Origin of the sequence: Micromonospora sp. WMMD1274 (genome assembly GCF_049179035.1) — a bacterium.
Taxonomy (GTDB): Bacteria; Actinomycetota; Actinomycetes; order Mycobacteriales; family Micromonosporaceae; genus Micromonospora; species Micromonospora tulbaghiae.
In genome coordinates, this window is sequence record NZ_JBMHMG010000001.1 from 418,709 (window position 1) to 440,721 (window position 22,013).

Annotated in this window: 15 protein-coding genes and 1 pseudogene; 5 read left to right on the top strand and 11 right to left on the bottom strand. The window is 66.3% G+C overall.

The window, feature by feature from the left end:
• Positions 1 to 19: 19 nt before the first annotated feature.
• Positions 20 to 913, bottom strand: coding sequence for an IS5 family transposase (locus ACN27D_RS01555; RefSeq protein ID WP_120569255.1), 894 nt, complete (start codon positions 911 to 913; stop codon positions 20 to 22).
• A gap of 340 nt (positions 914 to 1,253) precedes the next feature.
• On the opposite strand from ACN27D_RS01555, the gene ACN27D_RS01560 reads away from it, so the two are divergent.
• Both ACN27D_RS01560 and ACN27D_RS01565 read left to right on the top strand, forming a co-directional pair.
• A complete protein-coding gene (locus ACN27D_RS01560) occupies positions 1,254 to 1,718 on the top strand; it encodes a hypothetical protein (RefSeq protein WP_421498324.1) in 465 nt (154 codons plus the stop codon).
• Between the two features lie 489 nt (positions 1,719 to 2,207).
• Positions 2,208 to 3,521, top strand: a complete 1,314-nt coding sequence (locus tag ACN27D_RS01565; protein ID WP_421498325.1) for an MFS transporter — start codon at positions 2,208 to 2,210, stop codon at positions 3,519 to 3,521.
• 321 nt (positions 3,522 to 3,842) lie between these two features.
• Here ACN27D_RS01565 and ACN27D_RS01570 read toward each other — a convergent pair whose 3' ends face one another.
• Complete coding sequence (locus ACN27D_RS01570) at positions 3,843 to 4,532, bottom strand: hypothetical protein (protein WP_421498326.1); 690 nt, start codon at positions 4,530 to 4,532, stop codon at positions 3,843 to 3,845.
• Positions 4,533 to 5,222: 690 nt separating this feature from the next.
• Here ACN27D_RS01570 and ACN27D_RS01575 point away from each other — a divergent pair.
• Positions 5,223 to 5,573 carry a hypothetical protein gene (locus ACN27D_RS01575; RefSeq protein ID WP_421498327.1) on the top strand — a complete coding sequence of 117 codons (351 nt, stop codon included), beginning with the start codon at positions 5,223 to 5,225 and terminating at the stop codon, positions 5,571 to 5,573.
• 469 nt (positions 5,574 to 6,042) lie between these two features.
• Here the strand turns inward: ACN27D_RS01575 and ACN27D_RS01580 are convergent, their stop codons facing one another.
• The 3 genes and pseudogenes from ACN27D_RS01580 to ACN27D_RS01590 all read right to left on the bottom strand — a co-directional run bounded on the left by ACN27D_RS01580 (position 6,043) and on the right by ACN27D_RS01590 (position 9,928).
• Positions 6,043 to 8,607, bottom strand: coding sequence for a collagenase (locus tag ACN27D_RS01580; protein ID WP_421498328.1), 2,565 nt, complete (start codon positions 8,605 to 8,607; stop codon positions 6,043 to 6,045).
• Between the two features lie 227 nt (positions 8,608 to 8,834).
• Positions 8,835 to 9,275 (bottom strand): annotated as a pseudogene (locus tag ACN27D_RS01585) (serine/threonine-protein kinase); the annotation flags it as partial.
• Positions 9,276 to 9,661: 386 nt separating this feature from the next.
• A complete protein-coding gene (locus ACN27D_RS01590; RefSeq protein WP_421498329.1) occupies positions 9,662 to 9,928 on the bottom strand; it encodes a transposase in 267 nt (88 codons plus the stop codon).
• Between the two features lie 1,168 nt (positions 9,929 to 11,096).
• Here ACN27D_RS01590 and ACN27D_RS01595 point away from each other — a divergent pair.
• The gene (locus ACN27D_RS01595; protein ID WP_421498330.1) at positions 11,097 to 12,734 is read left to right on the top strand and encodes a hypothetical protein; all 1,638 of its coding nucleotides are present in this window, start codon (positions 11,097 to 11,099) and stop codon (positions 12,732 to 12,734) included.
• A 130-nt stretch (positions 12,735 to 12,864) separates the two neighbouring features.
• On the opposite strand, the gene ACN27D_RS01600 is transcribed toward ACN27D_RS01595, so the two are convergent.
• Together ACN27D_RS01600 and ACN27D_RS01605 are read right to left on the bottom strand one after the other, a co-directional pair.
• On the bottom strand, positions 12,865 to 13,251 hold the full coding sequence (locus ACN27D_RS01600) for a DUF7144 family membrane protein (RefSeq protein WP_421498331.1): 387 nt from the start codon (positions 13,249 to 13,251) through the stop codon (positions 12,865 to 12,867).
• Between the two features lie 684 nt (positions 13,252 to 13,935).
• Entirely contained in the window at positions 13,936 to 14,535 is a 600-nt protein-coding gene (locus tag ACN27D_RS01605) for a hypothetical protein (RefSeq protein ID WP_421498332.1), read from the bottom strand.
• A 965-nt stretch (positions 14,536 to 15,500) separates the two neighbouring features.
• Here ACN27D_RS01605 and ACN27D_RS01610 point away from each other — a divergent pair.
• On the top strand, positions 15,501 to 16,001 hold the full coding sequence (locus ACN27D_RS01610; RefSeq protein WP_421498333.1) for a hypothetical protein: 501 nt from the start codon (positions 15,501 to 15,503) through the stop codon (positions 15,999 to 16,001).
• Between the two features lie 88 nt (positions 16,002 to 16,089).
• On the opposite strand, the gene ACN27D_RS01615 is transcribed toward ACN27D_RS01610, so the two are convergent.
• The 4 genes from ACN27D_RS01615 to ACN27D_RS01630 all read right to left on the bottom strand — a co-directional run bounded on the left by ACN27D_RS01615 (position 16,090) and on the right by ACN27D_RS01630 (position 21,906).
• Positions 16,090 to 16,221 (bottom strand): hypothetical protein, encoded by a 132-nt coding sequence (locus ACN27D_RS01615; protein ID WP_421498334.1) that lies wholly within the window; start codon positions 16,219 to 16,221, stop codon positions 16,090 to 16,092.
• A gap of 686 nt (positions 16,222 to 16,907) precedes the next feature.
• Positions 16,908 to 17,672: a precorrin-6A synthase (deacetylating) gene (cobF, locus tag ACN27D_RS01620; RefSeq protein WP_421498335.1), complete on the bottom strand. Its 765-nt coding sequence runs from the start codon at positions 17,670 to 17,672 to the stop codon at positions 16,908 to 16,910.
• Complete coding sequence (gene cobN / locus ACN27D_RS01625; protein ID WP_421498336.1) at positions 17,669 to 21,265, bottom strand: cobaltochelatase subunit CobN; 3,597 nt, start codon at positions 21,263 to 21,265, stop codon at positions 17,669 to 17,671. Before cobN ends, cobF begins: the two co-directional genes overlap by 4 nt.
• Positions 21,262 to 21,906, bottom strand: a complete 645-nt coding sequence (locus tag ACN27D_RS01630) for a (2Fe-2S) ferredoxin domain-containing protein (RefSeq protein ID WP_421498337.1) — start codon at positions 21,904 to 21,906, stop codon at positions 21,262 to 21,264. Before ACN27D_RS01630 ends, cobN begins: the two co-directional genes overlap by 4 nt.
• Positions 21,907 to 22,013: the final 107 nt, after the last annotated feature.

Here is a 22,013-nt window from a genome sequence, read left to right on the forward strand (position 1 = left end):
GGCGTGTTTCATAAGCCGGTCAGAGCCATTCGGTGATGATGGTGATGGTCAGGACGGCGTGGAACCGGACGGCCAACTTGTCATAGCGGGTGGCGACGCCGCGGTGGCGTTTGAGCCTGTTGATGCCGTTCTCGACAGCGTGGCGTAGCCGGTAGAGCTGCGGGTCGAACGCCGGTGGGCGCCCGCCGTGGGAGCCTTTGGCTTCGCGGTGGGCGTCCTGGTCTTTCTTGCTCGGGATGCACGCCCGGATCCCGCGAGAGCGCAGGTATCTGCGGGTGGCGCGGCTGGTGTAGGCCTTGTCGGCCAGCACCAGCATCGGTCTGGTCCTGGCCCGGCCGACACCGAGGCGGTTCACGCGGATGCGGCGCAGGACCGGGATGAACTGCGGGCTGTCCCCGCGATGCCCGGCGGTGACGATCAGGGACAAGACTTTCTGGCCCTGCTCACAGGCCAGATGCGTCTTGGTCGTCAGCCCGCCACGGGAGCGACCCAGCCCGTGATCGGCCGGCTCGTCATGAACCCCGCCGGGTGGTTCCTTCTGCAGATGACCGTCGGTGCGGGCACCTGCGGCGTGCTGGTGAGCGCGACTGGTCATCGAGTCCACGCTGACCGTCCAGTCGATGCGTCCCCGGGCGTCGCCCTGCGCCTGCAACGCTGACAAGATTCGGTCCCACGTGCCATCGCGCTGCCACCGACGGAACAGTCCGTAGACCGTCGGCCAGGGCGCGTACTCCACTGGCACGTCTCGCCACGGCGCACCGATCCGGATCCGCCACCGAATCCCGTCGATGAGCTGCCGTTTCTCCCACTTCGGCGGCCGACCGGTAGACGACGCAGCAGGCAGCAACGGGGCCAGGACAGCCCACTGCGCGTCAGTCAGGTCATGCCGCCTCGTCACCGCTAAGGTGGCCACGAGGTCTCCGGTGCATGGTGCTTCTTGGTCGTTGTACCAAGTACCGGAGACCTCTTCAGTTATCGATCACCGCCACGCCGTGACTTCAACCGGCCAACCCCGAGTTACGAAACACGCCTTAGCGCCCCCACCCACAGGTGAATGTCCGGCATCAACCAGGGCGAGGCCCGCACAACGCCAACAGCTACGGGGCCTCGGTGCGCGCTAGCGGCCCGCCTGAACGACAGGCAACCCGCGAAGCGCAACCTATAGCGACATCAAATAACCGCCGAGTAACAACCGGCAGTAGGGTCCTTTCCCGACCATCCCGATGCAATCATCCTGGACCGGGGGCAAAATCGTGACCACGCCCGACCAGCCGACCGGCCCTTACCTAAAATCCCCTCACGCCGGTTCGAACTCCCACCGGCCGCGGGCATCGGACCAGCCCGCGGGGCTGACTGACCGGCCCCCTGGCGCACCGGCCCGGACGTCGCGCTGCTGGCAACGGATTCTCGTCACGGCCGTCGTCGGCCTGATCGGCGCCGGCGCGGTGGCCTGCGCGCTGGTGCACCGCGACAAGAATGAGGCCATCCGGCACTGCCAGGCCGCGATCAGCAAGAAGCTGCGGGCCCCATCCACCGCCGAGTTCACTGACACCATCGTCAGTCGCGGGGACAGCGGCTTCGGCACTCACTACTACGACGTCGCTGGCACGGTCGACGCGCAGAACGGCTTCGGGGCGATGGTTCGGGGCGAGTACACGTGCGAGCTGACCCAGAGGCCCGATGGGCAGTGGCTGGTCACCTCCACGAGGGTCCTATAGCCGCAGACAGCAGGAGTACAGGATGACCAGCCCGCAGAAACGCCAGGACAGCGCACCTCCCAGCCGCCCGGCCACCCAATATGCGCTCATCCTGGGCCTGCTCGGGCTCGCCGCTGCCCTTACGATCCTCGCCGTGATCTTCTACGTGAGTCAACGTCCCGCAGGCCAGCCGGGGGCGATCCCACCCCTAGCCAGGTCGTCTTAATGTCCGACGAGACGGCCGGCCATGGTTACGATCGACTGCGCGGACATCGACCGAGGGTACAAAGGCACAAGCCTGGCACACCATGAGAGCTTTCATGCTACCAAAAAGCACCGTTTGACTAGGGCGCCGGCTGCGCCCGGACAGTTGCCGGTCTCTGGTTGATCGTACGAGTGCCCACCGACGCACCACATGCAGGCCGACCCGACCGGCCTCCACCAGCGCCCTGAGCGGGTCACCGGCCGCTATCTCTGTCGGCGCTGCACAATACCCAGATTGAGGAGACCGTGCCCGAGACAAGCCTTGCCCCCGAGACCAGTCCCGCGCCCGCACCCACAAACTGGAAACGCAACGTCGCGCTTTTCCTGTCCGGCCAAACGGTGTCGCTGCTCGGTTCAATGGTCGTCCAATACGTGGTTATGTGGTATGTCACGCTTGAGACCAGGTCCGGCTTAGCGATCGCGCTCTACGCCGTATGCGCGTTCGGCCCCCAGGGTTTAGTGTCGATCTTCGGCGGAGTGCTGGCCGACCGGATGAACCGCAAGACGCTGACGATCATTGCCGATGCGGGTATCGCAGCAGTGACCTTGATCTTGGCCCTGTTGATGGCGAACGGCATCACGGCCCTATGGGTGATCTTGCTCGCCGTCACCGTCCGCTCATTGGGAGCCGGGGTGCAGACACCGACGGTGCAAGCGATGATTCCGCAAATCGTGCCGCCACAACAGCTGATGCGGGTCAACGGCATGTTCCAGACCATCAGCTCCGCGATGGCCCTGCTGGCCCCGGCGATGGCTGCCGGCATCTACGCCGGTTTCGGTGTCGTGCCGGCCTTCTTCCTGGACGTGAGCACAGTCGTGATCGGCATCGGGCTGTTGGCCCTGGTTAGGGTGCCCACCCTCGATCGAGCGGCCGAGCCTACGACCACCTATCGACACGACCTGGTCGAGGGCATACGGTACATCTGGACCCACTCGATCGTCCGCTGGCTCCTGTTGGTCTTCGCGATCATCTTCATGCTCACCGTCGCACCGTCGTTCGTCACGCCACTGATGCTGACCCGAACCTTCGGTGGCGCGAAGTGGATGTTGGCCATACTGGAGATCGCATTCAGCGTAGGAATGCTGCTCGGCGGGGCATTGATCTCCACCTGGCTGGTCAAGCGCAGCCGGATCGGACTGGTCCTGACCTCCACCTTCGGCTTCGCGATTTTCACCGTGGCGCTGGGCCTCAGCGCCAACCTGTGGGTCTTCTACGGCTTCATGTTCATGTTCGGGCTCCTGGTTCCCCTATTCTCCACCCCGTTCATGACCTTGATCCAAGAGACGGTGGAGCCAGAAATGCACGGCCGGGTGTTCAGCTACGTCGGCATCGTCATGGCTCTGGCCACTCCGGCAGGCATGGTGGTGTTCGGCCCCCTGGCAGACGTGATCAGTGTTCAGACCCTGCTAGTCGTGGCTGGCCTAGTCACCATCGTTGTGGCCATCGTGGCGATCATGGTGCCATCCGGGCGGGCGGCGATAGCCGCCGCCCGAGCAACGTCGAGGCCGGTAGCCCAGGGATCAGCTCTTGAGAAGCCGCCGACCGCCCAGATCCAGTAGGCGCTGTCCGCTGCCTAACGTCCCCCTAAGGTCGGCGGAGTGGATTGGTTGATTCGCCGCTCGCCGCTCTTGGAGTCGAGTCGCACCGAGAAGATCTTTCCCCGAGTTTCGTCGCAAGGTCGTGACCTTCTCACGCCCAATGGCGATCGGCGAGGGCCCGCCCGGGACTTGAAGATCAGCGACCAGAGGATCTACGACTGGGTGCGGCGCGCAGGGCGGTTTGTTCCGCCAGCTTCCAGGCTCAGAGTCGAGAGCGGCAGCCTATCTCATTCCGGTGGAGGTGGTCTTCGCACGACCGTCTCCCAACCAGCAGGAAGAAGATCAGGGCGCCTCGGACCTCCGGCGCGTAGGATCGCTGCCGCCGCGGCGCGGCGGATTCAGGGGGCGCCACTGCTGGGGCGAACGAATTCCCGCGGCGCGGCGCCGCGGTCCACCACCATGGGGACCCCAGGAAGGCAGGATCGACGGAAGGTCGTTCAGCAGTGCCGACGAGCCGCGCGGCACTGCAGCGCTAGCCCTGTCGTCGGGGTGGTGACGCCCGTACTGATCGGGGAGATTACCCCAGCCGCGGTCGGGCCGAGGCGGCTGCGACGGCAGTGGCATCGCGACGGAGGCATCAGGGGGCCCGACGGTACAAAGGTGCGCCCAGTCCTCGCCGAGGTCGAACACGTACGCGAAGACCGTGCCCACGATCAGCTCGTCCAGCCGGCTACAGCGGCCGTCCCGGGTACCGGGAAACGCTGGTCCGTCCCGCCAGGGTGACCAACTCATCTCTACCCCGTCAGCCAGGACAAACATGCGCAGGTGCGCCAGGTCCCAGCGCCCGAAGGCGATGTCGATCGCCTCGGCCAATTGGGCAAAGGTGTGCTTACGGTGGGTCGTGAAAATGCGGCCAGGGCGCGGCCAGTAATCCCGGCCACGACCGGTGACCAGTTCCACACGGATGGAGAAAACGCTGTCTAGGGTAGCGGCGCGACGCGACGCCTGGCTGCACGGGCTGCCGCGATCCATGGCGTCCGGGATAGTGGCCGGGCGGTCACGCCTCACGAGAGTGACCGCCCGGCGTGCCCTGCGGCGAGCTCACCGAATCACGGTTGAAGGTGACCGGACAGTATCCCGCCGCCGGGCTGGGCTGTTGACCCTCTGAACCGGGCAGAGACCGCATGAGTCGGTAGCCGCTCCCGAGCGCGCCGGCGAAGCCGATGGCCACGGCGTACGACCATGCACCGCCGAATTGGTTGGTCAGGAATCCAACGAACGTTGACATCCCAACCCCGGCGACAGCGGCCACCACCCGTAAGTCTGCCACTACAGACGCAAAGACCCCAGCCGCGCCAGCCATGACAAGCATCCGACCCGGCGGCTCGGTCGGCGGGAACACCGCCGCTGCCAGCAAGGCCGCGGCAACCATGACAGCCAAGCCCGCCGCGAAACTGAGACCGGTCGAGGTCGGCTGACCACTAGCTGGGGGTGAGGGGTTCGGTTCGCTAACCACCAGGCGCCTCCTGCGACGATGAGGGCCCGCATCTCGGTCCCTCACCTCATGCCACCTCGGCAGCCGGATGCCGTCGACGATTTTCACGTATCCGCTACGGCCGCGCTCTGATTCTTGACGCGTGCGTAACGACAACCGCCCTGTCGTATCGATCGATGCATGCGCGCGGCCGTTACTCAGACAGCCTTCGGATCGTTTCGCCCGGTATGGACCCGGAAGACGCGCTGATCGTGGCTGCGGGAGACCGACTGGTCATGATTGCAACTGAAATCATTTTTGGCGTCATGACGGGTCAGCGAACTGACATGTGGTCGATGCTCTACGGCCATTTCCATGCAACGGAATTCCAGCACACCGCCCATGCGAGTGAATCCATAGATGAACGAGATATCTGTCAGAAAGTCTCCGCATTGATGGAGCATCACAACACGCTCGCCCTCGGCGCGACGACCCTGGTAATGGCACTGGCGCAGCTTTATGCAGGTTCCGCTTCCATTACAGAAGTGGAAGCTCTTCAGCGGGCACAGGAACTCATGCACGCCGGCTTTGAAGTCTAGGCATTGCAAGGAAGAGCACAGTAACGAGCTGGGTCGATTGCGCACCGTTGGACAGCCGGGTCCGCTCATGAATTGTCCAGGCTCACAACCAGGCGCCTGCCAGTGCAATTGTCGACATGCAGGTCTTCGAATAGCGGCCATTACTGCCGACCTCTGATGAGCGACGGCCGTGAGCTGGGTCAGAGGACCGCCGACAATCGCGAGTTCGGCTGTGACAATCGACTGAGCGGATGTCGACCAGCCGGTGGCGGCGCCGTAGGCACTCTGATTGTGGCACCAGCCTGGTCTGGTGCCACGCATGATCCTGATTCCAACCGTGGACGCGGCGGAGTTGACGTAGTTAACAGGCGCGGTTGCGCCGGTACGGGCTGTACTAGGTGGCAGACCATGGCCTTCAAGTCCGCGACCGATGACCGGCAGCGGGCCGGCTCTCCTCGCGGTGGCGCGAGGAGAGCCGGCCCGGCTGGCTTTAGTAACGCGTGCTGATTGCCACTCCGGTGCAGGCGGTCTTTCCATGGAGGCTGATGTAGTTGTATCCGGCGGCCGGGTTGGTGATGGTCAGGGATTCGGTATTGGTGGTACCGGTTGAGGATCTGGTCGCGTTGGTCGCAGTGGCCCAGGTAGTGGGGTTGTAGTAGAGATCGCAGTTGCCGGATCCGCCTTCGGCAGTAATCAAAAGCGAGGCGGTTCCGCTGGGAATGTAGATGTAGAGGTAATCGTAGTTGCCCGTTGCGGCAGAGCGGCCGCTACGTTGGCAGTTGCGATCGAGAGTGCGGGTGTCGGTTGAGGTGCATTCCGGTAGGGTGGCGCCGCCGCCGGTTCCAACCGTGACCGTTTGACTCGCGGTGTCTACACCTCCCTGGTTGTCGGTCACGGCAAGTGACACCGTGTAGGTGCCCGCCGTGCTGTAGGTCTTGGTCGGGTTGGTGGCGGTAGAGGTGGTTCCGTCGCCGAAGTTCCACCGTCGGGAGGCGATTGATCCGTCGCTGTCGCTGGAGCGGTCGGTAAAGGTTGCGGTCAGCGCGTTGGTTACGACGGTGAACGAGGCGGTCGGGGGCCGGTTGGTTGGTGGGGTAGTCGTGCTACCGCAGTCACCGGCGGCGCAGCGAGTAAGCCAGGCGTCGAAGTCGGTGTTGTAGCGGCTGCCCACGGTGCTCGTGAGGTACGTGCGGGCGCTGTTCCAGGCACCTGATCGGTAGTAGTTGAGGACGTTCATGACGTCGGAGCGGTGAGACTGCAGCATGTAGCGAACGGCGAGGTAGCCCCAGTTGTAGACTCGGGTCTGGTCGTTGCTGTATGTGGTGTCGAATAGGGTGCGCAGCGCGTAGGTGTGGTAGCCGGCCTGCGTTTCCGCATCGGTGTAGACGACGTTGCGGTACGAGTAGGAGATGTACTCGGCGAATCCCTCAATCCACCAGATGGTGGGAGTGGTGGTGTTGGCGGCGAAGTCGCCATACATGTCGAAACGACCGTCGAGGTAGTGCGTGTACTCGTGGTTGAGGTTCCAGATCTGGAAGTCAGGCCGGAGCCATTCGGCTTCGTAGGCGATGAACCGTGCCTGGTTATTCGGGTCGGACGGGTTGCCCTCCAGGTACATGCCACCGTTGTTGGTGTCGATCCCGTAGAGAGCTCCGGCGTAGGTGCGGTAGTCGGTGCTGGAGTCGAAGACGACGACTTCGATGTCGGAGTTGACGTCACCGGCGACGGGCCCGTTGTCGGCGACCACACTGTGGAAGTAGGCGTCCTGGCTTTTGAGGCTGCTACACGATTGGCTCAGTTGAGCGGCCGTCATGTCCTGCGCCAGAATGCGGATCGAGGAGCTGCAGGTGTAGTTGATGGTCAGTACCGATGAGGCGACCTGCGAGGACAGTCTGCAGGTTGAGTAAGACGAGCACTTCGCGGCGTCATACGACTGGGTCATCTCCGCGACACCCACCCACAGCGGCGCCGTTGCTCCTGTCACCTTGCTGCGTGACAGCAGCGCAGAGACCATCGGTCGCACGGTGTCCCGCAGCGCCGGGTCTTGGAGGAAACGCGCCAATTCCCTACCGGCATTGGAGGTCAGGTAGCTCATGTCCGTACCCAGCAGGCCCAGGTGAGCGTTGGCGAACTGGTACAGCGTCTTGAGCACAGTGCGGTCGGCCTGGACCGCAGCCACGAACGCCGGCACCTGGTGCCCTCGATAGAGGATGGTGTAGACGTTGTTAACCGCATTCAGCATGTACCAATGCGCGTCGAACGATGAGTTGTAGGCCTTCAACAGTCGATTGACCACGTGGATGTAGCGCGCGTTTTCCTGAGCACTGTCGATGAGAGTTACCGCCTCGGCCAGCGTCTCCCCGTTGGCGTCGGTCACGTCCCAGGCCCGAGGACTGGTGAAGAACGCGTCGAGCGCCGACTGGATGGCCGTGCGCATGTCAGGACCGTAGGGCCGCACGCTTGCGTTGTGCCACTGTGCGTAGTACCCCGCCCGCAGGTACTGCACCAGCTGCGTCATTCCCTGAGAGGGGTTACCCGGATAAGCGGTCGCGTCGTCGCGGACAGCGCGCGCGACCATGATCATCTGCGCCTCACGGAAAGCCTTGTGGGCCTCATCGCCGGAGAGGTCGAACAGCCCATTGATGCAGTTTACCGAGGACGCCTTGATGTGATGGACGAGGGCAGCGCCGGCACGACTCGTGAAGTCCGCAGTCCTGCACGCTTGAGCCGCCCTTGACGTGCGCTCTGATGGGCGCGCCCGGTGCGTAACCACGGTGGGATTGTCGTAGTCGACGCGAGCCGCGTCCTTTGCCGCTGGCTCCGGAGGGCGTCTGCTGACTGGCAGCCGGGCCTGACCGACATGCTCGTTGATCTCGCCCTCTCGCCCACCGGCGTCCGCCGCTGCGGGAGGCGCCGAGCTGGCCGATGCCACTGGAGAGCCAGATGACGGCGGCGCCTTGGCCCCCGCCGTGGCAGGCGTGGCCCCAACGCCCAGCGTCAGCGCGAATGCCGCGCCACACACTGCCATCCTTCGACTGACCGATCTTCTTGACATGCGACCTCCTTAGGGCGGAAACCGAAGCCGTGACGCTCCGGCGATCACGAGCTTCGATGCGTGCCTGGCGCAGGACGCTAGCCAGACCACACGCAGCGCCACAACCGGAACACAGGCCTGGGAAAGGCTTCCGGGATCCAAACTTTCGGTTCGATAAGCCATCAGTAACGACGACGCTCAATCCCAAAGATCCACACACAGCGGTGGCTGCCCGGCCCAATCGATACGCGCAGCATCTGGGTGGTGGTGCTGGCCTGCCACGGCAGGCGGCCGGTCAGCATCCGGTAGAGCAGCAGCCCGACCGCGTACACGTCGGTGGCCGGCGAGACGTGACCGTTGTCCAGCCGCTCCGGCGCCAGGTACGCGGGCGTGCCGAGCAGCGCGCCGTCCGGCCCCTTGTCGCTCTCCCCCACCAGCGCCGAGATGCCGAAGTCGACGACCTTCACCCCGGTCGGAGTCAGCATCACGTTGCCCGGCGTCACGTCCCGATGCACCACGCCACGGGCGTGCGCGGCGGCCAGCGCCGAGGCGACCTCCGCGCCGATCGTCATGGCCTCCCGCCAGGGAAGCTGCCCGTCGCGGCCGAGCCGCCCGCTCAGCGGACCGCCGTCGACCAGCTCCATGACCACGTACGGCACGGTCAAGCCGACCTGCACCGACTCGCCGTAGACCTATACGGCGTCGTGCTGGTGCAGGCGAACCCTTTTCCAGCTCCGGTTGCAGGCGGCGCCACCTGCCGTTTCAGCACGAACTGCATCGCCACAGCCGTCAGTCGCAAACGGTGATAGGAAACGCCCCCCATCGAAGCAGTGGGGGGCGTTTCCACATCACCCGACATACGACCATCGGATGGAGGGGGCAGCGGCCTTGACCGATGCCTGACCTAAGCCGCTAGGCCCGTGCGATCCTCAGTCAGGATATCCAGGTAGATGGCATCCGTGCGGCAGCTATGGACAGGTACTATGAGTGATCTTTTTCGACCACCGGCAGCGTTCGGATCGATCATCAGTGTCGATCGGCGGTCGTGACGGCGCTAGGTCGTGTCTTCAAAGGTTCACAGCCATTGGAGTAGCGCGGCGATGGTGACGGTCGCCTGGTACGACGTGGCTGTCTTGTCGTAGCGGGTGGCGACGCTGCGGCGGTGCTTGAGCCGGTTGAAGCAGCGCTCGACGACGTTGCGCCGCTTGTAGAGCTGTTTGTCGAAGGCCGGTGGTCGGCCGCCTCGGCTGCCGCGCCTGCGGCGGTTGGCCTGCTGGTCGACGCGTTCGGGAATGGCCGGCCACGCACCCCACCGCTGTCGCGGCGGCCAACCTGTCCGCAACCTGGCGATGGACCTCGGCAACACCGGCTGTTGGGGTCAGTATCTCTCACAGAGAGGGACAGCAGGCCCTCGACCAGATTCAACATGAGGCCTAAGCACCCTTAATTGGATAATGTTGGACATATCCTCGGCGCAGAGGATCGTTCTGCCTGAAATGATGAGAGTGGGCAGCCCCGCAGATCGTTTCGAACGAAATCTGGGCCGAGGTCGCACCGCTGCTGCCACCCGTCCGCCCAGGCTGCACGGTTCCCGGGCGGTAAGCCCTGCAAGACCGCAACGTATCAGCCCGCGGTCCCCAGCGTCCGACCGCGTCCGCGGCCCCCGCTGCGTCCCGGCCAGCCCCCGGACCCGCCGAGCAAGTCCTGACGGATCGGGCCTACGCATCTATGGCCAACCGCGCCTACCTGAGCCGACGAGGAATCAAGGCTGCATCCCGAGCAAGAGCGATCAAGTCCCCCACCGCCGAATGAAGTGCTCCCGCGGCGGCCGGCCACCCGCCTGGCCGCCGCACCGATACTGGCCGAGCTGGCTTCGACGCCCGCTCGGCCATCGGCGGTACACGGCGGCGTGCCCGCAGCGGTCGTCCCTTCGTCAGCGGGAAGGCACGAGTCCGGCCGGACGTCGGAGCAGCTCTGACGCCTCACCGCGCCGACCGGCACGGCGACGGCGACCGCACCGGCAGCAGCAGACGGCGCAGCACGTCGCGCGGATTCATCGCCGAGCGTCTCGGTCTGCTACCTCAGTATCTCGACGACAGCCGCAGCGAGCACCAGCAGCACCGCGACCAGACCGTGCGCCGAGCTGTGGGGAGCAGACCCAGCAGCAGACGCTGCCAGTGAGGATGCGGCTGGGGTCGCCGAGACGGAGTGCGCAAAGCCAATCGTCGTCGGGCTGAGCCGACGCCGCGCAGCGGTGCGGCGCCTGCCACGTCGGCTCATCGTCGGCGCGCCGGGCCGCAGGGGTGCGGGACCTCGGGATATGCCCGAAGAAGTACAGCCACGCGGGTGACGTCGTTCCGTATCGGCGGCACAGCCGTCGGCATCGCGTTCATGGCTTGTCGGGTCCCGGCGCTGCTCGTTCCTACCGGGTAGCGATGTTGCGGGATACGCCTCCGTTGGGGCCTGGTGTGCGGAAATCTTCATGCAGAGAGCAACAGCGAGGAGGCGGCGTGCTGCTCGCGGAGCGCAGACTGGTGGGCCTGCTGCTGCTGACCGCGGTGTCTCCGACGGTCGAGGCCGTCGTCTTGGTCTCGCTGGGTTTCGTCGCGGCGCGGGGCCTCGCGCCGCAGGCGGCGGCGGTGTGGCCGTACGACACCTACCACGACCTGCGGTGGCTGTATGTCTACCACGACTCGTGGCCGTCATTCGTGTTCTGGCTCAGTTTGCTGGTGGTGGCCCGAGGGCTCTTTCACACGCTGCTGGTGATGTTGGCATGGCCGGCTGAGGTGCCTCGGCCATCGGCGCGGTGGCTGTTGAAACGGAATGTCGGGCTCGCCGCGTTGGTGGCGGTCTTCGTCGCCCCGTGGGCCTTGATCTCGGTGGCCGCGTCGGTGGTGCCGCTGTCCTGGGTGCTGCTGGCCTCCCTGATGCCGTTGTTCCTGCTGGCGCCATTCCTGCAACGGGCAGCTGTGGTAGGCCCGTGGTGGCGAGGCCTGCCATCGGTCTCGCTGGTGGGATGGTCGATGCTGAACTTCGTAGTGCTGACCGTGGCCGGCGCGTTGTGCTGGAGTCTGCCGGGCTGGTGGTCGGTGCCGGTGGCCGCCGCGGCCGGGGTGGTCAACGGGCTGCTGTGGAACCGGACGGTCCGTACCGCGCTGATCAATCCATCGACACGGTGGGTGAGGTTGCCGGCGACTCCCGTCGCGGCGGTTCTTGCCCTCGCGGTGCCGTTGCTCATCCCCCCGATGGTGGACGCCGTGCCGGACAAGAGCCTGCGGGCCGAGGCGGTGGCCCTTGACCATCCGCTGCCGCCCGACGTGCCGCAGGCAGTCATCGTCCTCGCAGGTTACGGGTCGTCGTACGAAGGCGAGCAACCACTCGACAATCGTGTCGAGAGGTTCTCCTACCGAGGGTTGAGCCGGGACGGCGCACCCCTGCCCTACCAGCCGCACGACACCACGATCTCGGTGACGGACAGCGTGGGCCTCCTCGACGAACAGGTGCGACGACTACACCAGCGCACCGGCCGGCCGATCGCCCTCATCGGGGAAAGCGAAGGGGCCATCGTCGCCCGAACCTACCTTCAGCAGCGAGCGCACCCCGCCGTCGACACACTGGCTATGTTCAGTCCCCTGATCAACGCGGGCCGCGCCTACTACCCACCTCCGCGCGAGAACCACGGCTGGGGCGTGGCGACTGGATCGCAGCTACGGATCGTGTTCGGCGTGATTCGCCTGTTCGGTGGCCTGCATGCCGGTCCCGACGAACCGTTCATCCGCTCCCTGGTCGACGACGCGCCGTTCTACCGCAACCAACTCATGTGTCCGGTGCCCGGGGTCCGGATGGTGGCTTTCATTCCCACCACCACGGCCGCAGAGGCACCGCCCGGCGAGTACAGCCGGATCCCCGTCTTCCAGATGCCCGGCGTGCACGGAGGTCTTCTCAACCGCAACCTGGTCGAAAACCGGCTCCTGGCCTTCCTCTCCGGCGAACCGATCCAGCAGGAACGCGAAGAGTACCCCTTCCTGCAACGTCTCGGCGCCGCCTGGCAGGCCCCGCCCCTGCCCATCGCTGCCAATCCGGCATGGTCCGCATTCCGACAGCCCGATCCCGCCTTCACGGGAAAAGTGTGCCAGCCAACCGACTGATCCGCCCTCGTATGTCGACAGCCCACCGCGGAGCCGGCGGAACCCCAGTCACTCGCCCGGACAGACGGTGCTGGTGCTGGGTCGAGCGCGAACCTTACGTGTGCATGCGGGTACCGTCGCCCGGATGCTCTCAAGCGACAGCGCGAGGTCGATTGATGATCAGCAAGCGGGCGGCAGTCAGTGCCAGTCCAAGCACCAGCACCGCACGGACCGGGTGATAGGTGAGGAAGAACAGGTGGAGCCCGACGAAGATCACCACCGCGGCCAGAGCCAGGAAGGTCGACCAGCGGCGGCGGAGCGGTCCGAGGGCTCCGGCCAGCGCCGTGAAGACCCCGACGGCCAGATGCAGCCAAGCCCAGCCGGTGAGGTCGTGCTCATGCACAGCACCGTCCGCGAGGGAGACGTAGCGGGCGCCACTCAGGTCGGCCGCACCAGCTACCGCGTCGAAGATCCCGGCCAGGCCCAGCAAGACAGCCGCCAGCCGCCGGCCTGTGTCACCTGCGTTCCCGTCGGCCACCACCCCTCCCCTCGGAACTCGCCCCTGGCGGAGCGTCGATGTGGCGTGTAGACCCGCATTCGGGCCCATTGCTGCGCCTGCCCCGCCCTCCAATCTTTGCCGAGCCGAACCCATCTCAGGCACCGAAGTGAGAGCGTCACCGCTGCGGGTGCCCTCCGGCGGGCCTAGGACGGTCAGTGCATGACCACATCACCGACCGGGTTTGCGCGCCGGACACTCCGTATGGCAGTGGCTTCGGACAGCCGGCTCGTCAGCGAGCTTCCGATCAGGAATCCGGAGTTCCGTACCTGCCGCAACGGAGAACTACGTGTGCGAGCGCGGGCATTACCCAAACGGATGAGCCACCCGGCGGTCGGGCCGAGCATGCGTCGTGACGAGGCGCTCGCCACGCCGGGTACGTCCGGCAAGACGCTGTTCCTCTGCATCACCGATCCCTGGCGTCCTGTCCGGCAACCTACGCCTGCTGCTTCGCTGACCGCCCAGACCATCGGACGCCTGGTAAATCCCTTCACGTCGACTCCTCAAACGAACGGCTCAACCGTCTGGCCGCGCGCGGCTACAATCGTGTTCAGCCGCGCCCGGACTGCTGCGAGCCGCAGAGACGCGGATTCGAAGACAGGTGCGAGTGACACGAAGAAGCCGCCCATCCGCCGACCGGGATGGGCGGCTTCGTCCATGGTCCGGCTACTTCTGGTTCAAGTTGACGATCACGCCCTGGTCGGCGCACGCCGTCTGCAGGCCTGCCATGTGGGTGCCCATCGCGCTCACGAACGCCAGCGCACCCATCTCCTGACCTTCTGGCAGGTTGGACACCTGCCATGTGATGTCGATAAGCGCGGTGCCATGCTCGCGTAGCTTGTCATGCCGGGAGTCCTCGAACAGCTTCCGCGCATTCCGGTACTCGGTTTCGGTAAGCTTGTCGTCATCGTCGCTACCTTTTTCGCTGCCGTCGGCTTTCTTGCCGTCGCGGAGGGCTTTGCAGGCGGCGACTCCGGAGTCTTCTTTGATGAAGCCCTCGTAGACGCCGATGGCGACGGCGGCGAGTAGCAGCATCACGAGGGAGGCGCCGATGGCGATGAGTAGTGGCTTGCGCCGGCTTGGTTCGGAGCGGCTATGTCTGGCCTGTTTGGCCGGGGCGACCGGAGCTGTCAGCTCTGTCGGGTCGACGCCGTTGACGTGTGTTTGCTCGGGTGCTGTGGATTGGTGTTGCGGGGTTGTGGTGTAGCCGGAGTTGCCCTGCTGGTAGGGCTGCTGCGGCTGGTGGGCCGCGTACGGGTCGCTCATGCGGTGCTCTCTCCCCACGTGGTGTTGGCGTGTCGATGCTGGTCGTGTCCGGTGGGGCGAGCTAGGGACTGTCGGGCAGGCGACAGGGAATATGACCGGCTGGCGGTATTGGCTGATTCAATGCCTTTTTCCTATGGGCGCTGTCGGGGGCGTAGTTGTCCAGCCGCTCCCGACAGCGAAAGCCATCTGGTCAGGCAGCTCTGCCGTTGTCGCGGCGTAGCGCACCCGCTTTCGGCGCCTCTCGCGCTTGAACAGCGGGGGGCAGTCGACTTCGGGGGCGTCGAGATGTCGGGCTTCCCGGCCGACGACGTCGATGTTCGGCATGGCGTACTCGGTGGCCTCGTGCTTTTCGCGTGTAATCAACTGCTCCTTCCATCGTTTGGCTGGCCTTCTGTGACCCCGCGTGGGCTAGGCTTGCTCACTTGAGCCGCCAGAACCGGAAACTGCGCGGTATGCGGCCAACCCGCAGCGCCGGACGCTGTCGCGCTCCGTCTAGCCAAAGCAGCGCGCATGCCCTGGCGATTCGGCTTCAGCTCATGGTGAAGCAGCCCTTCCGGCACGTTATTGGAAGCGGCCATAGTCTTGACGTGCGATCGGCCGGTGTCATGAGTGTGACCTAGTCCAATCGACGGGAGTCGCGACACTGCCGTCACTCCGCGTTCATCATCTGTTAGAACAGGCCGCAAAATTTGCGATGAGAAGTACCCGCCGGAGCACACTGCGTTACATAGAAGTGTCGCCGAGCCGCGTGGCACCCAAAGCCCACTACCCGGCCGAACCGCGAGTTTTGAGACATACCCAGTCGTCCCATAGAACCATGCAATGCCCCCCAAAAAAGGGGTCACCGAAAGGCCATAGATTCAGACGCCCACCGTGACAAAGAGCCACCTTTTTTCCGGCCCCGCCAGCTGCCGGCAAAGGGACGGCAGCCGAGCAGCCTGTCTCTACGGAAGGACACCGACGCTATGAAGAACTCCACTCGCACCACCAACAAGCCCTTCCGGGACCGATACCTGGAAGAAGAGGAAGCAGTCGGCGCGGTCCTGAAGAGGAGGCACCGCAACACCGCCCACGCGGCGCTCGGGGCCATCGCCGCACTCCTCGGCGGCATCACGTTCCTGGTGTGGGGGCGTATTTACTCCGACGCCCGACACGACCCCAGCGGGGTGCTCACAAAAGGCTTCGCGACGTTCGCGGCGCTTGGAATCGCTCTCGTGATCGTTGCGGGGGGCCTTGCGTTCACGTGGCTGCTCGCCCGGGAAGGACGGGTACGAACCGCCGAGGGAGACTTCCTCCGGGAGTACTGGCAGCGTCAGCAGATGGCCGCGATCCGCGACGCGATCCGTGTGTTCCTGCAGGAGGGTGACGAGTCGACGGCACGGGCGATAGCGCAGACTCGCGGTCTACTGGACACCGGAACGGACCCGGCGAGCGGGTCGGCGCGGGGGCCGTTAGGGCGCAGCTAGATCACAGTGTCGATGTTGCGGTTCCTCATCGCTGTGGACCTGCTGATTCACAGTTAGGTGATCCTCCACGGGTCAGGACGGACCCTCGCTAAATGTCAGTCACAGCGAAGAAGGCTGGTACCGATCCCTCAGGCTGAACGATCACGGCGTTCTCGCCATCCTCAGGCTCCCAGGTGCCATCGACGTACTCGTCGCCGCCAGTCAAGAACAGGTAGGCCATGCGGAGCTCCGCCATCGACATCGAGGCGGAACTGGCCGATGCACGTCATTAGCTCGCCGAGCAATCGCGACACCGGCCACTGCGGAGCTTGCAGCCACACCGGTTGTCCGCTCATCTTGGTGACCGGCATGCCGGTCACCTCGCTGCTTCACTCGAATCGAACCGTACGACGCATGCTCGGAACTCCGCGTACAGCGGCGGTAGGTGTGCGCGAGCTTGTGGGACCTCTACGACAGACAGGAACCGGTGCAAGCCCGCGGACGTTGCTAGCGCGCGATCGGCGGCATGAGAGCGCCTCCGTGGCATCTCACGTCGTCGGGTGAGTACGGGTGCGGCAGACCGCTGAGAAATTCGCTCGAAATCCGCCGTGATGGGCTTCCTGGTGAAGCGATGCGGTCGGTGACCACCACCGCCAACCGGTCGTAATGAGGTTTACAGGGGAGGCGCTGATGACGGAGTGGCCGGAGAGCCTGGCGCCGGGCCGCCGCCCGGGGTTCTCACTCCCGCGATGGTGCGCACCGTCCTCGGTGTTGCCCCGCGTCATGCCACGCCCCGTCACGGGGCAACCCCGGCTGCTGCTATCCGCGCCGGGCGTATATAGAGCCCGCCGGTGCAGCGCCGATGGGCAGTTGGAAGGTCGGCCCAGCTGAGACAACCACTGGTTGCCTCAGCTCGGTCGACCGGTTTCACGCTTCTCCTCGGCGCAGCAGATAGGTGTCCATTACCCAGCCGCAGGCGCGCTTGGCGATGGCGCGTCGTGCCCAGATGTCATCGACGACCCGGTCGAGGTGGCCTGCGCCAAGCTGCTCGTGCGCCGAACCGAGATTCGCCCCCCACCAAATCCGCCACCCGGCCGGGTCGGGTAGACGGCGACAGGTCAGCGCCCCGTCGAGCATGACGACCAGGTTGTCGCCGCTGGCCGCGTCCTCGAGCAGGCGTCGGCCAGTCGTGATCGTAATCGGCCCGCCGATCGTGTTGAGGACCACGCCGTGCCGCGCCGCCAGCAGCTGGACGCTGCTGAGTCCCGGCACGATCTCCACCTCGACATCTACGACTCCCCGTTCGACGATCCGGTGGGCCAGCCTGATCGACGAGTCGTACAGCGCGGGGTCGCCCCACACCAGGACGGCGGTGTCACCGGGGTTGTCCAGCAGCGTCTGCTCCCAGCAGACGGCCCGGGCCTCGTGCCAGGTCCGGACGGCGCCGGTGTAGTCGGCCGGGTCGGTGCGGTCGCGTTCCGGATCGGGCACGGTAACGAGTCGCCACTTCTTCCTGACATGCCGCGCGCAGATCGCCTCTCGCATGGCGATCAGGTCCGCCGTGCCGGGATGCTGCTCACTCTTGTCGGCGACGAGGAAGTAGTCGACCTCGTTGAGCACGCGGACGGCCTGGGCGGTCACCAGGTCGGGATCTCCCGGTCCGAGCCCCACCAGGGCGAGGCGACGGGTCACGCGTTGTCCTCCAGGTCGCCCTCGATCTCGAGATATACACGTGCCATCTCGGCCATCACCGCGGCGTCCGGCTCGGCCCACAGGCCGCGGTTGGCCGCCTCGGTCAGCCGCTCCACGATGCCGCGCAGCGCCCACGGATTTGCCCGGCGCATGAACTGCTGGTTCGTCTCGTCTAGGACGTACTCCTTCGCCAGCGACTCGTACATCCAGTCGTGTACGACGCCGGCCGTGGCGTCGAAGCCGAAGAGATAGTCGACGGTCGCCGCGAGTTCGAAGGCGCCCTTGTAGCCGTGGCGCTGCATCGCGGCGATCCACCGCGGGTTGACCACCCGGGAACGGAACACGCGGTTCGTCTCCTCCTGCAGGCTGCGGGTGCGTACGGCGTCGGGAGTCGTCGAGTCGCCGACGTACGCTCGCGGTTCGGTCCCGGTCAGCGCGCGGACGGTCGCAATCATGCCTCCGTGATATTGGAAGTAGTCGTCGGAGTCGGCGATGTCGTGCTCGCGAGAGTCGATGTTCTTGGCCGCTACCGCGATGCGCCGGTAGCTGCTGCGCAGCTCGTCGCTGGCGGCGACCCCGTTCAGCCCTCGGCCGTAGGCGAAGCCGCCCCACGCGGTGTAGACCTCGGCGAGGTCGGCGTCGTCGCGCCAGGTGCCGGACTCCACCACCTGCAGGATCCCCGCGCCGTACGAGCCGGGCTTCGAGCCGAAGATCCGCGTCGTGGCGCGGCGCAGGTCGCCGTGCTCGGCCAGGTCCTGGCGGGTGTGGGCGCGGACGAAGTTGAGCTCGTCGGGTTCGTCGAGCTGTGCCACGAGCTGCACCGCGTCGTCGAGGAGCTCGATGACATGTGGGAAGGCGTCCCGGAAGAAGCCCGAGATGCGGACGGTCACGTCGATGCGAGGGCGACCCAGTTCGTTCAGGTCGATGACCTCTAGGCCGTTGACCCGTCGAGAGGCAGGATCCCACGTGGGCCGAACACCGAGCAGCGCGAGAACCTCGGCGATGTCGTCGCCGGAGGTACGCATGGCGGAGGTCCCCCAGACCGACAGGCCGACCGAGCGTGGGTGCTCACCGGTGTCCGCCAGGTGCCGGGCGACGAGCGACTCCGCCATCGCCTGGCCGGTCTCCCAGGCCAGCCGGGAGGGCACCGCTCGCGGGTCGACGGTGTAGAAGTTTCGCCCGGTGGGCAGGACGTTCACCAGGCCGCGCAACGGGGACCCGGACGGGCCAGCCGGGACGAACCCGCCGTCCAGGGCGTGCAGCACGTTGCTCAGCTCGTCGGTTGTTGCCGCCAGTCGGGGCACTACCTGCTCGGCGGCGAACCGCAGGATGTTTCGCACCACCGGGTCCTGATGCACGGACTCGACGGTCGCGACGTCCCAGCCCGCCTTCTCCAGTGCGCTTACGAGGGCTCGCGCCTGGGTCTCGACCGCGTCGACCTCGGCGAGTGGGGCGTCCTCGGTCAGGCCGAGCGCAGCGCGCAGCCCGGGAAGCGCCTTTTCCTGCCCGCCCCAGACCTGGGTCGCCCGCAGCACGGCCAGCACGAGATTGATGCGGGCCTCGCCGAGCGGCGCCTGTCCCAGGACGTGCAGCCCGTCGCGGATCTGCACGTCCTTGATCTCGCAGAGCCAGCCGTCGACGTGCAGCAGGAAGTCATCGAACTCCTCGTCGTCGGGGCGCTCCTCCAGACCCAGGTCACGATGCATCTGGGCGGACTGCATGAGGGTCCAGATCTGCTGGCGGATCGCGGGGAGCTTGGCCGGGTCCATCGCGGCGACGTTGGCGTGCTCGTCGAGCAGTTGCTCCAGCTTGGCGACGTCGCCGTATCCTTCGGCGCGTGCCATCGGCGGAATCAGGTGGTCGACGATCGTGGCGTGGGCGCGGCGCTTGGCCTGCGCTCCCTCGCCGGGGTCGTTGACCAGGAACGGGTAGATGAGCGGCATACTGCCGATGGCCGCGTCGGTGGCGCAGGCGGCCGACAGCGCCGCGTTCTTGCCCGGCAGCCACTCCATCGAGCCGTGCTTGCCGAGGTGAACGACCGCATCGGCGCCGAAGCCCTTCTCGAGCCAGCGGTAGGCGGCCAGGTAATGGTGTGAGGGCGGCATGTCCGGGTCGTGGTAGATCGCGATCGGATTCTCCCCGAAGCCACGCGGCGGCTGGATGAGGATTACCACGTTGCCCGCGCGCAGGGTCGCCAGCACAATGTCGCCGGCGTTGTCGACGAACAGCGAACCGGGCGCCGCACCCCAGGTCTCGGTCATCGCGTCGCGTAGCGCGGCGGGCAGGTCCGCGGTCCAGCGCAGGTACTCCTCGCGGCTGATGCGGACGTGGGACTCGCTCAGTTGGGCCTGGGTGAGCCACTCCTCGTCTTGGCCGCCCGCAGCGATGAGTGTGTGGATCAGCGCGATGCCCGATGTGGTGTCGGGGTCCTCGCCCTCGACCGCCGGCAGCGGATCCAAGCCCGGGATCTCGCCGGGCGCGCCGAGGTCGTAGCCGGCCGCACGCATGCGACGCAGCAGCCGGATCGCGGATACGGGCGTATCTAGGCCGACCGCGTTGCCGATCCGGCTGTGCTTGGTCGGATAGGCCGACAGCACGAGCGCGACCTTGCGCTGGGCGGGCGCCACGTGCCGCAGCCGCGCGTGGTTCACCGCGATGTTGGCGACCCGGGCGCACCGCTCAGCGTCGGTCTCGTAGCGGGGCAGGCCGTCGTCATCGACCTCCTTGAACGAGAACGGGACGGTGATCAGCCGGCCGTCGAACTCGGGAATGGCGATCTGGGTGGCCGAGTCCAGCGGGGTGACGCCGTCGTCGGAGGCCTCCCACCAGGCCTTCGTCGAGGTCAGCGCGAGTGCCTGCAGTACGGGGACGTCCAGTGTCCGGAGCCGTTCGACGTCCCACGACTCGTCGTCCCCGCCGGCGCCGACCGCGGCAGGTTTGGAGCCTCCGGCCGCGAGCACGGTGACGATGATCGCGTCGAGGGTGGCGAGTTCGTCGAACAGGTCGTCGGGGGCCGCGCGCAGCGACGATACGAAGATGGGGACGCCGGTGGCCTTACCGGTGGCGTCGACCGCATCGGCCAGGTCGCGGGCGAAGCTGTGGTTGCCGCTCACCTCATGGGCCCGGTAGTACACGATGCCGACGCGCGGCCGGTCGCCGGCCGCCTTACGGGATACCCCCCACTCGGGCAGCACTGCCGGGGGATCGAAGCCCTCGCCGGTCAGCAGCACGGTGTCGGATAGGAAGGCGTGCAGCTGCCGCAGGTTCTCCGGGCCGCCTTCGGCGAGGTAACGGTGAGCTTCGGCGCACACCCCGATCGGAGCTGTCGACAGTTCCATCAGGGCGGCGTTGGGCGTACGTTCACCGCCGAGCACCACGCAGGGACGGCCGGACGCGTGGACTAGCGCGGTGAGGTCGCGAACGTCCTCGGGTGATCCGAGCACACGCAGCACGACGAGATCCGCGTCGGCGACGAGCGCGTCGCGGCGCTCGTCGCTGGCCCGGGCGGGGTTCAGCCAGGAGTAGCCCGCGGCGCTGGCACGTGCCGAGAGCAGGTCGGTGTCCGAGGTCGACATCAGAGCGATACGGGTCATGCTTCTCCTTCCATGGGCGTAGGCATGCGCAGGTCGTGGACGGGCAGGCCAGCACCTAGGTGCTGGCGAACCAGCCGCTCGGCGCTGTCGGGGCCCACCGGGCCGTACCAGGTGCCGTCGGGATGCACCACGACCACCGGCCCGTGGTTGCACGGGAACAGGCAACCGGTCTGCGCCATGAGGACGTCGGCATCGGTGAGGCCCGCCGCCACGAGACAGCGGAGGATCTCTGAGTACGTCTTGTCCGCCCCATGGGCGCTGCACCGCGGGCCACGACAGACCAACAAGTGATGTCGGTACCGCGGCGGCCTCTCCCAGGCCGGTGACGAGAGCGGCGCCTCGCCGCCAGTGATGGTGCGCCCGCCGAGTTCGATCAGCGGCGGGTCAACCTGCTGTCGACGCCAGTGGCCGGCGACCCGCCCGATCCAGGATCGCGCATACGCACGCTCATCTGTGCTCACCGCCTCCAGCTGGATGGCGCGGACGCCGTCAGCGTGCAGTCGATTGAGCAGGTGGGTCAGCGTCGGTTCACCGCCTTGCAGAAAGGCCAGCTGAGCACCGGCGGCTTGCGCCCGCCGGTGCAACTGGTCGGTGCGGGCGGCGTCCTGCAGCAGCGTCGCAACATGGACGAGCACGCTCACGGCTGCCGCTGCCCCGTCGCACGGTCGGTGAGGTTGTACCGCTCGACGGCGGCTGAAGGTGCGCGCACGTGTTCCCCTTACGAGGTCGGGGGCTGTTTCGCGAAGCC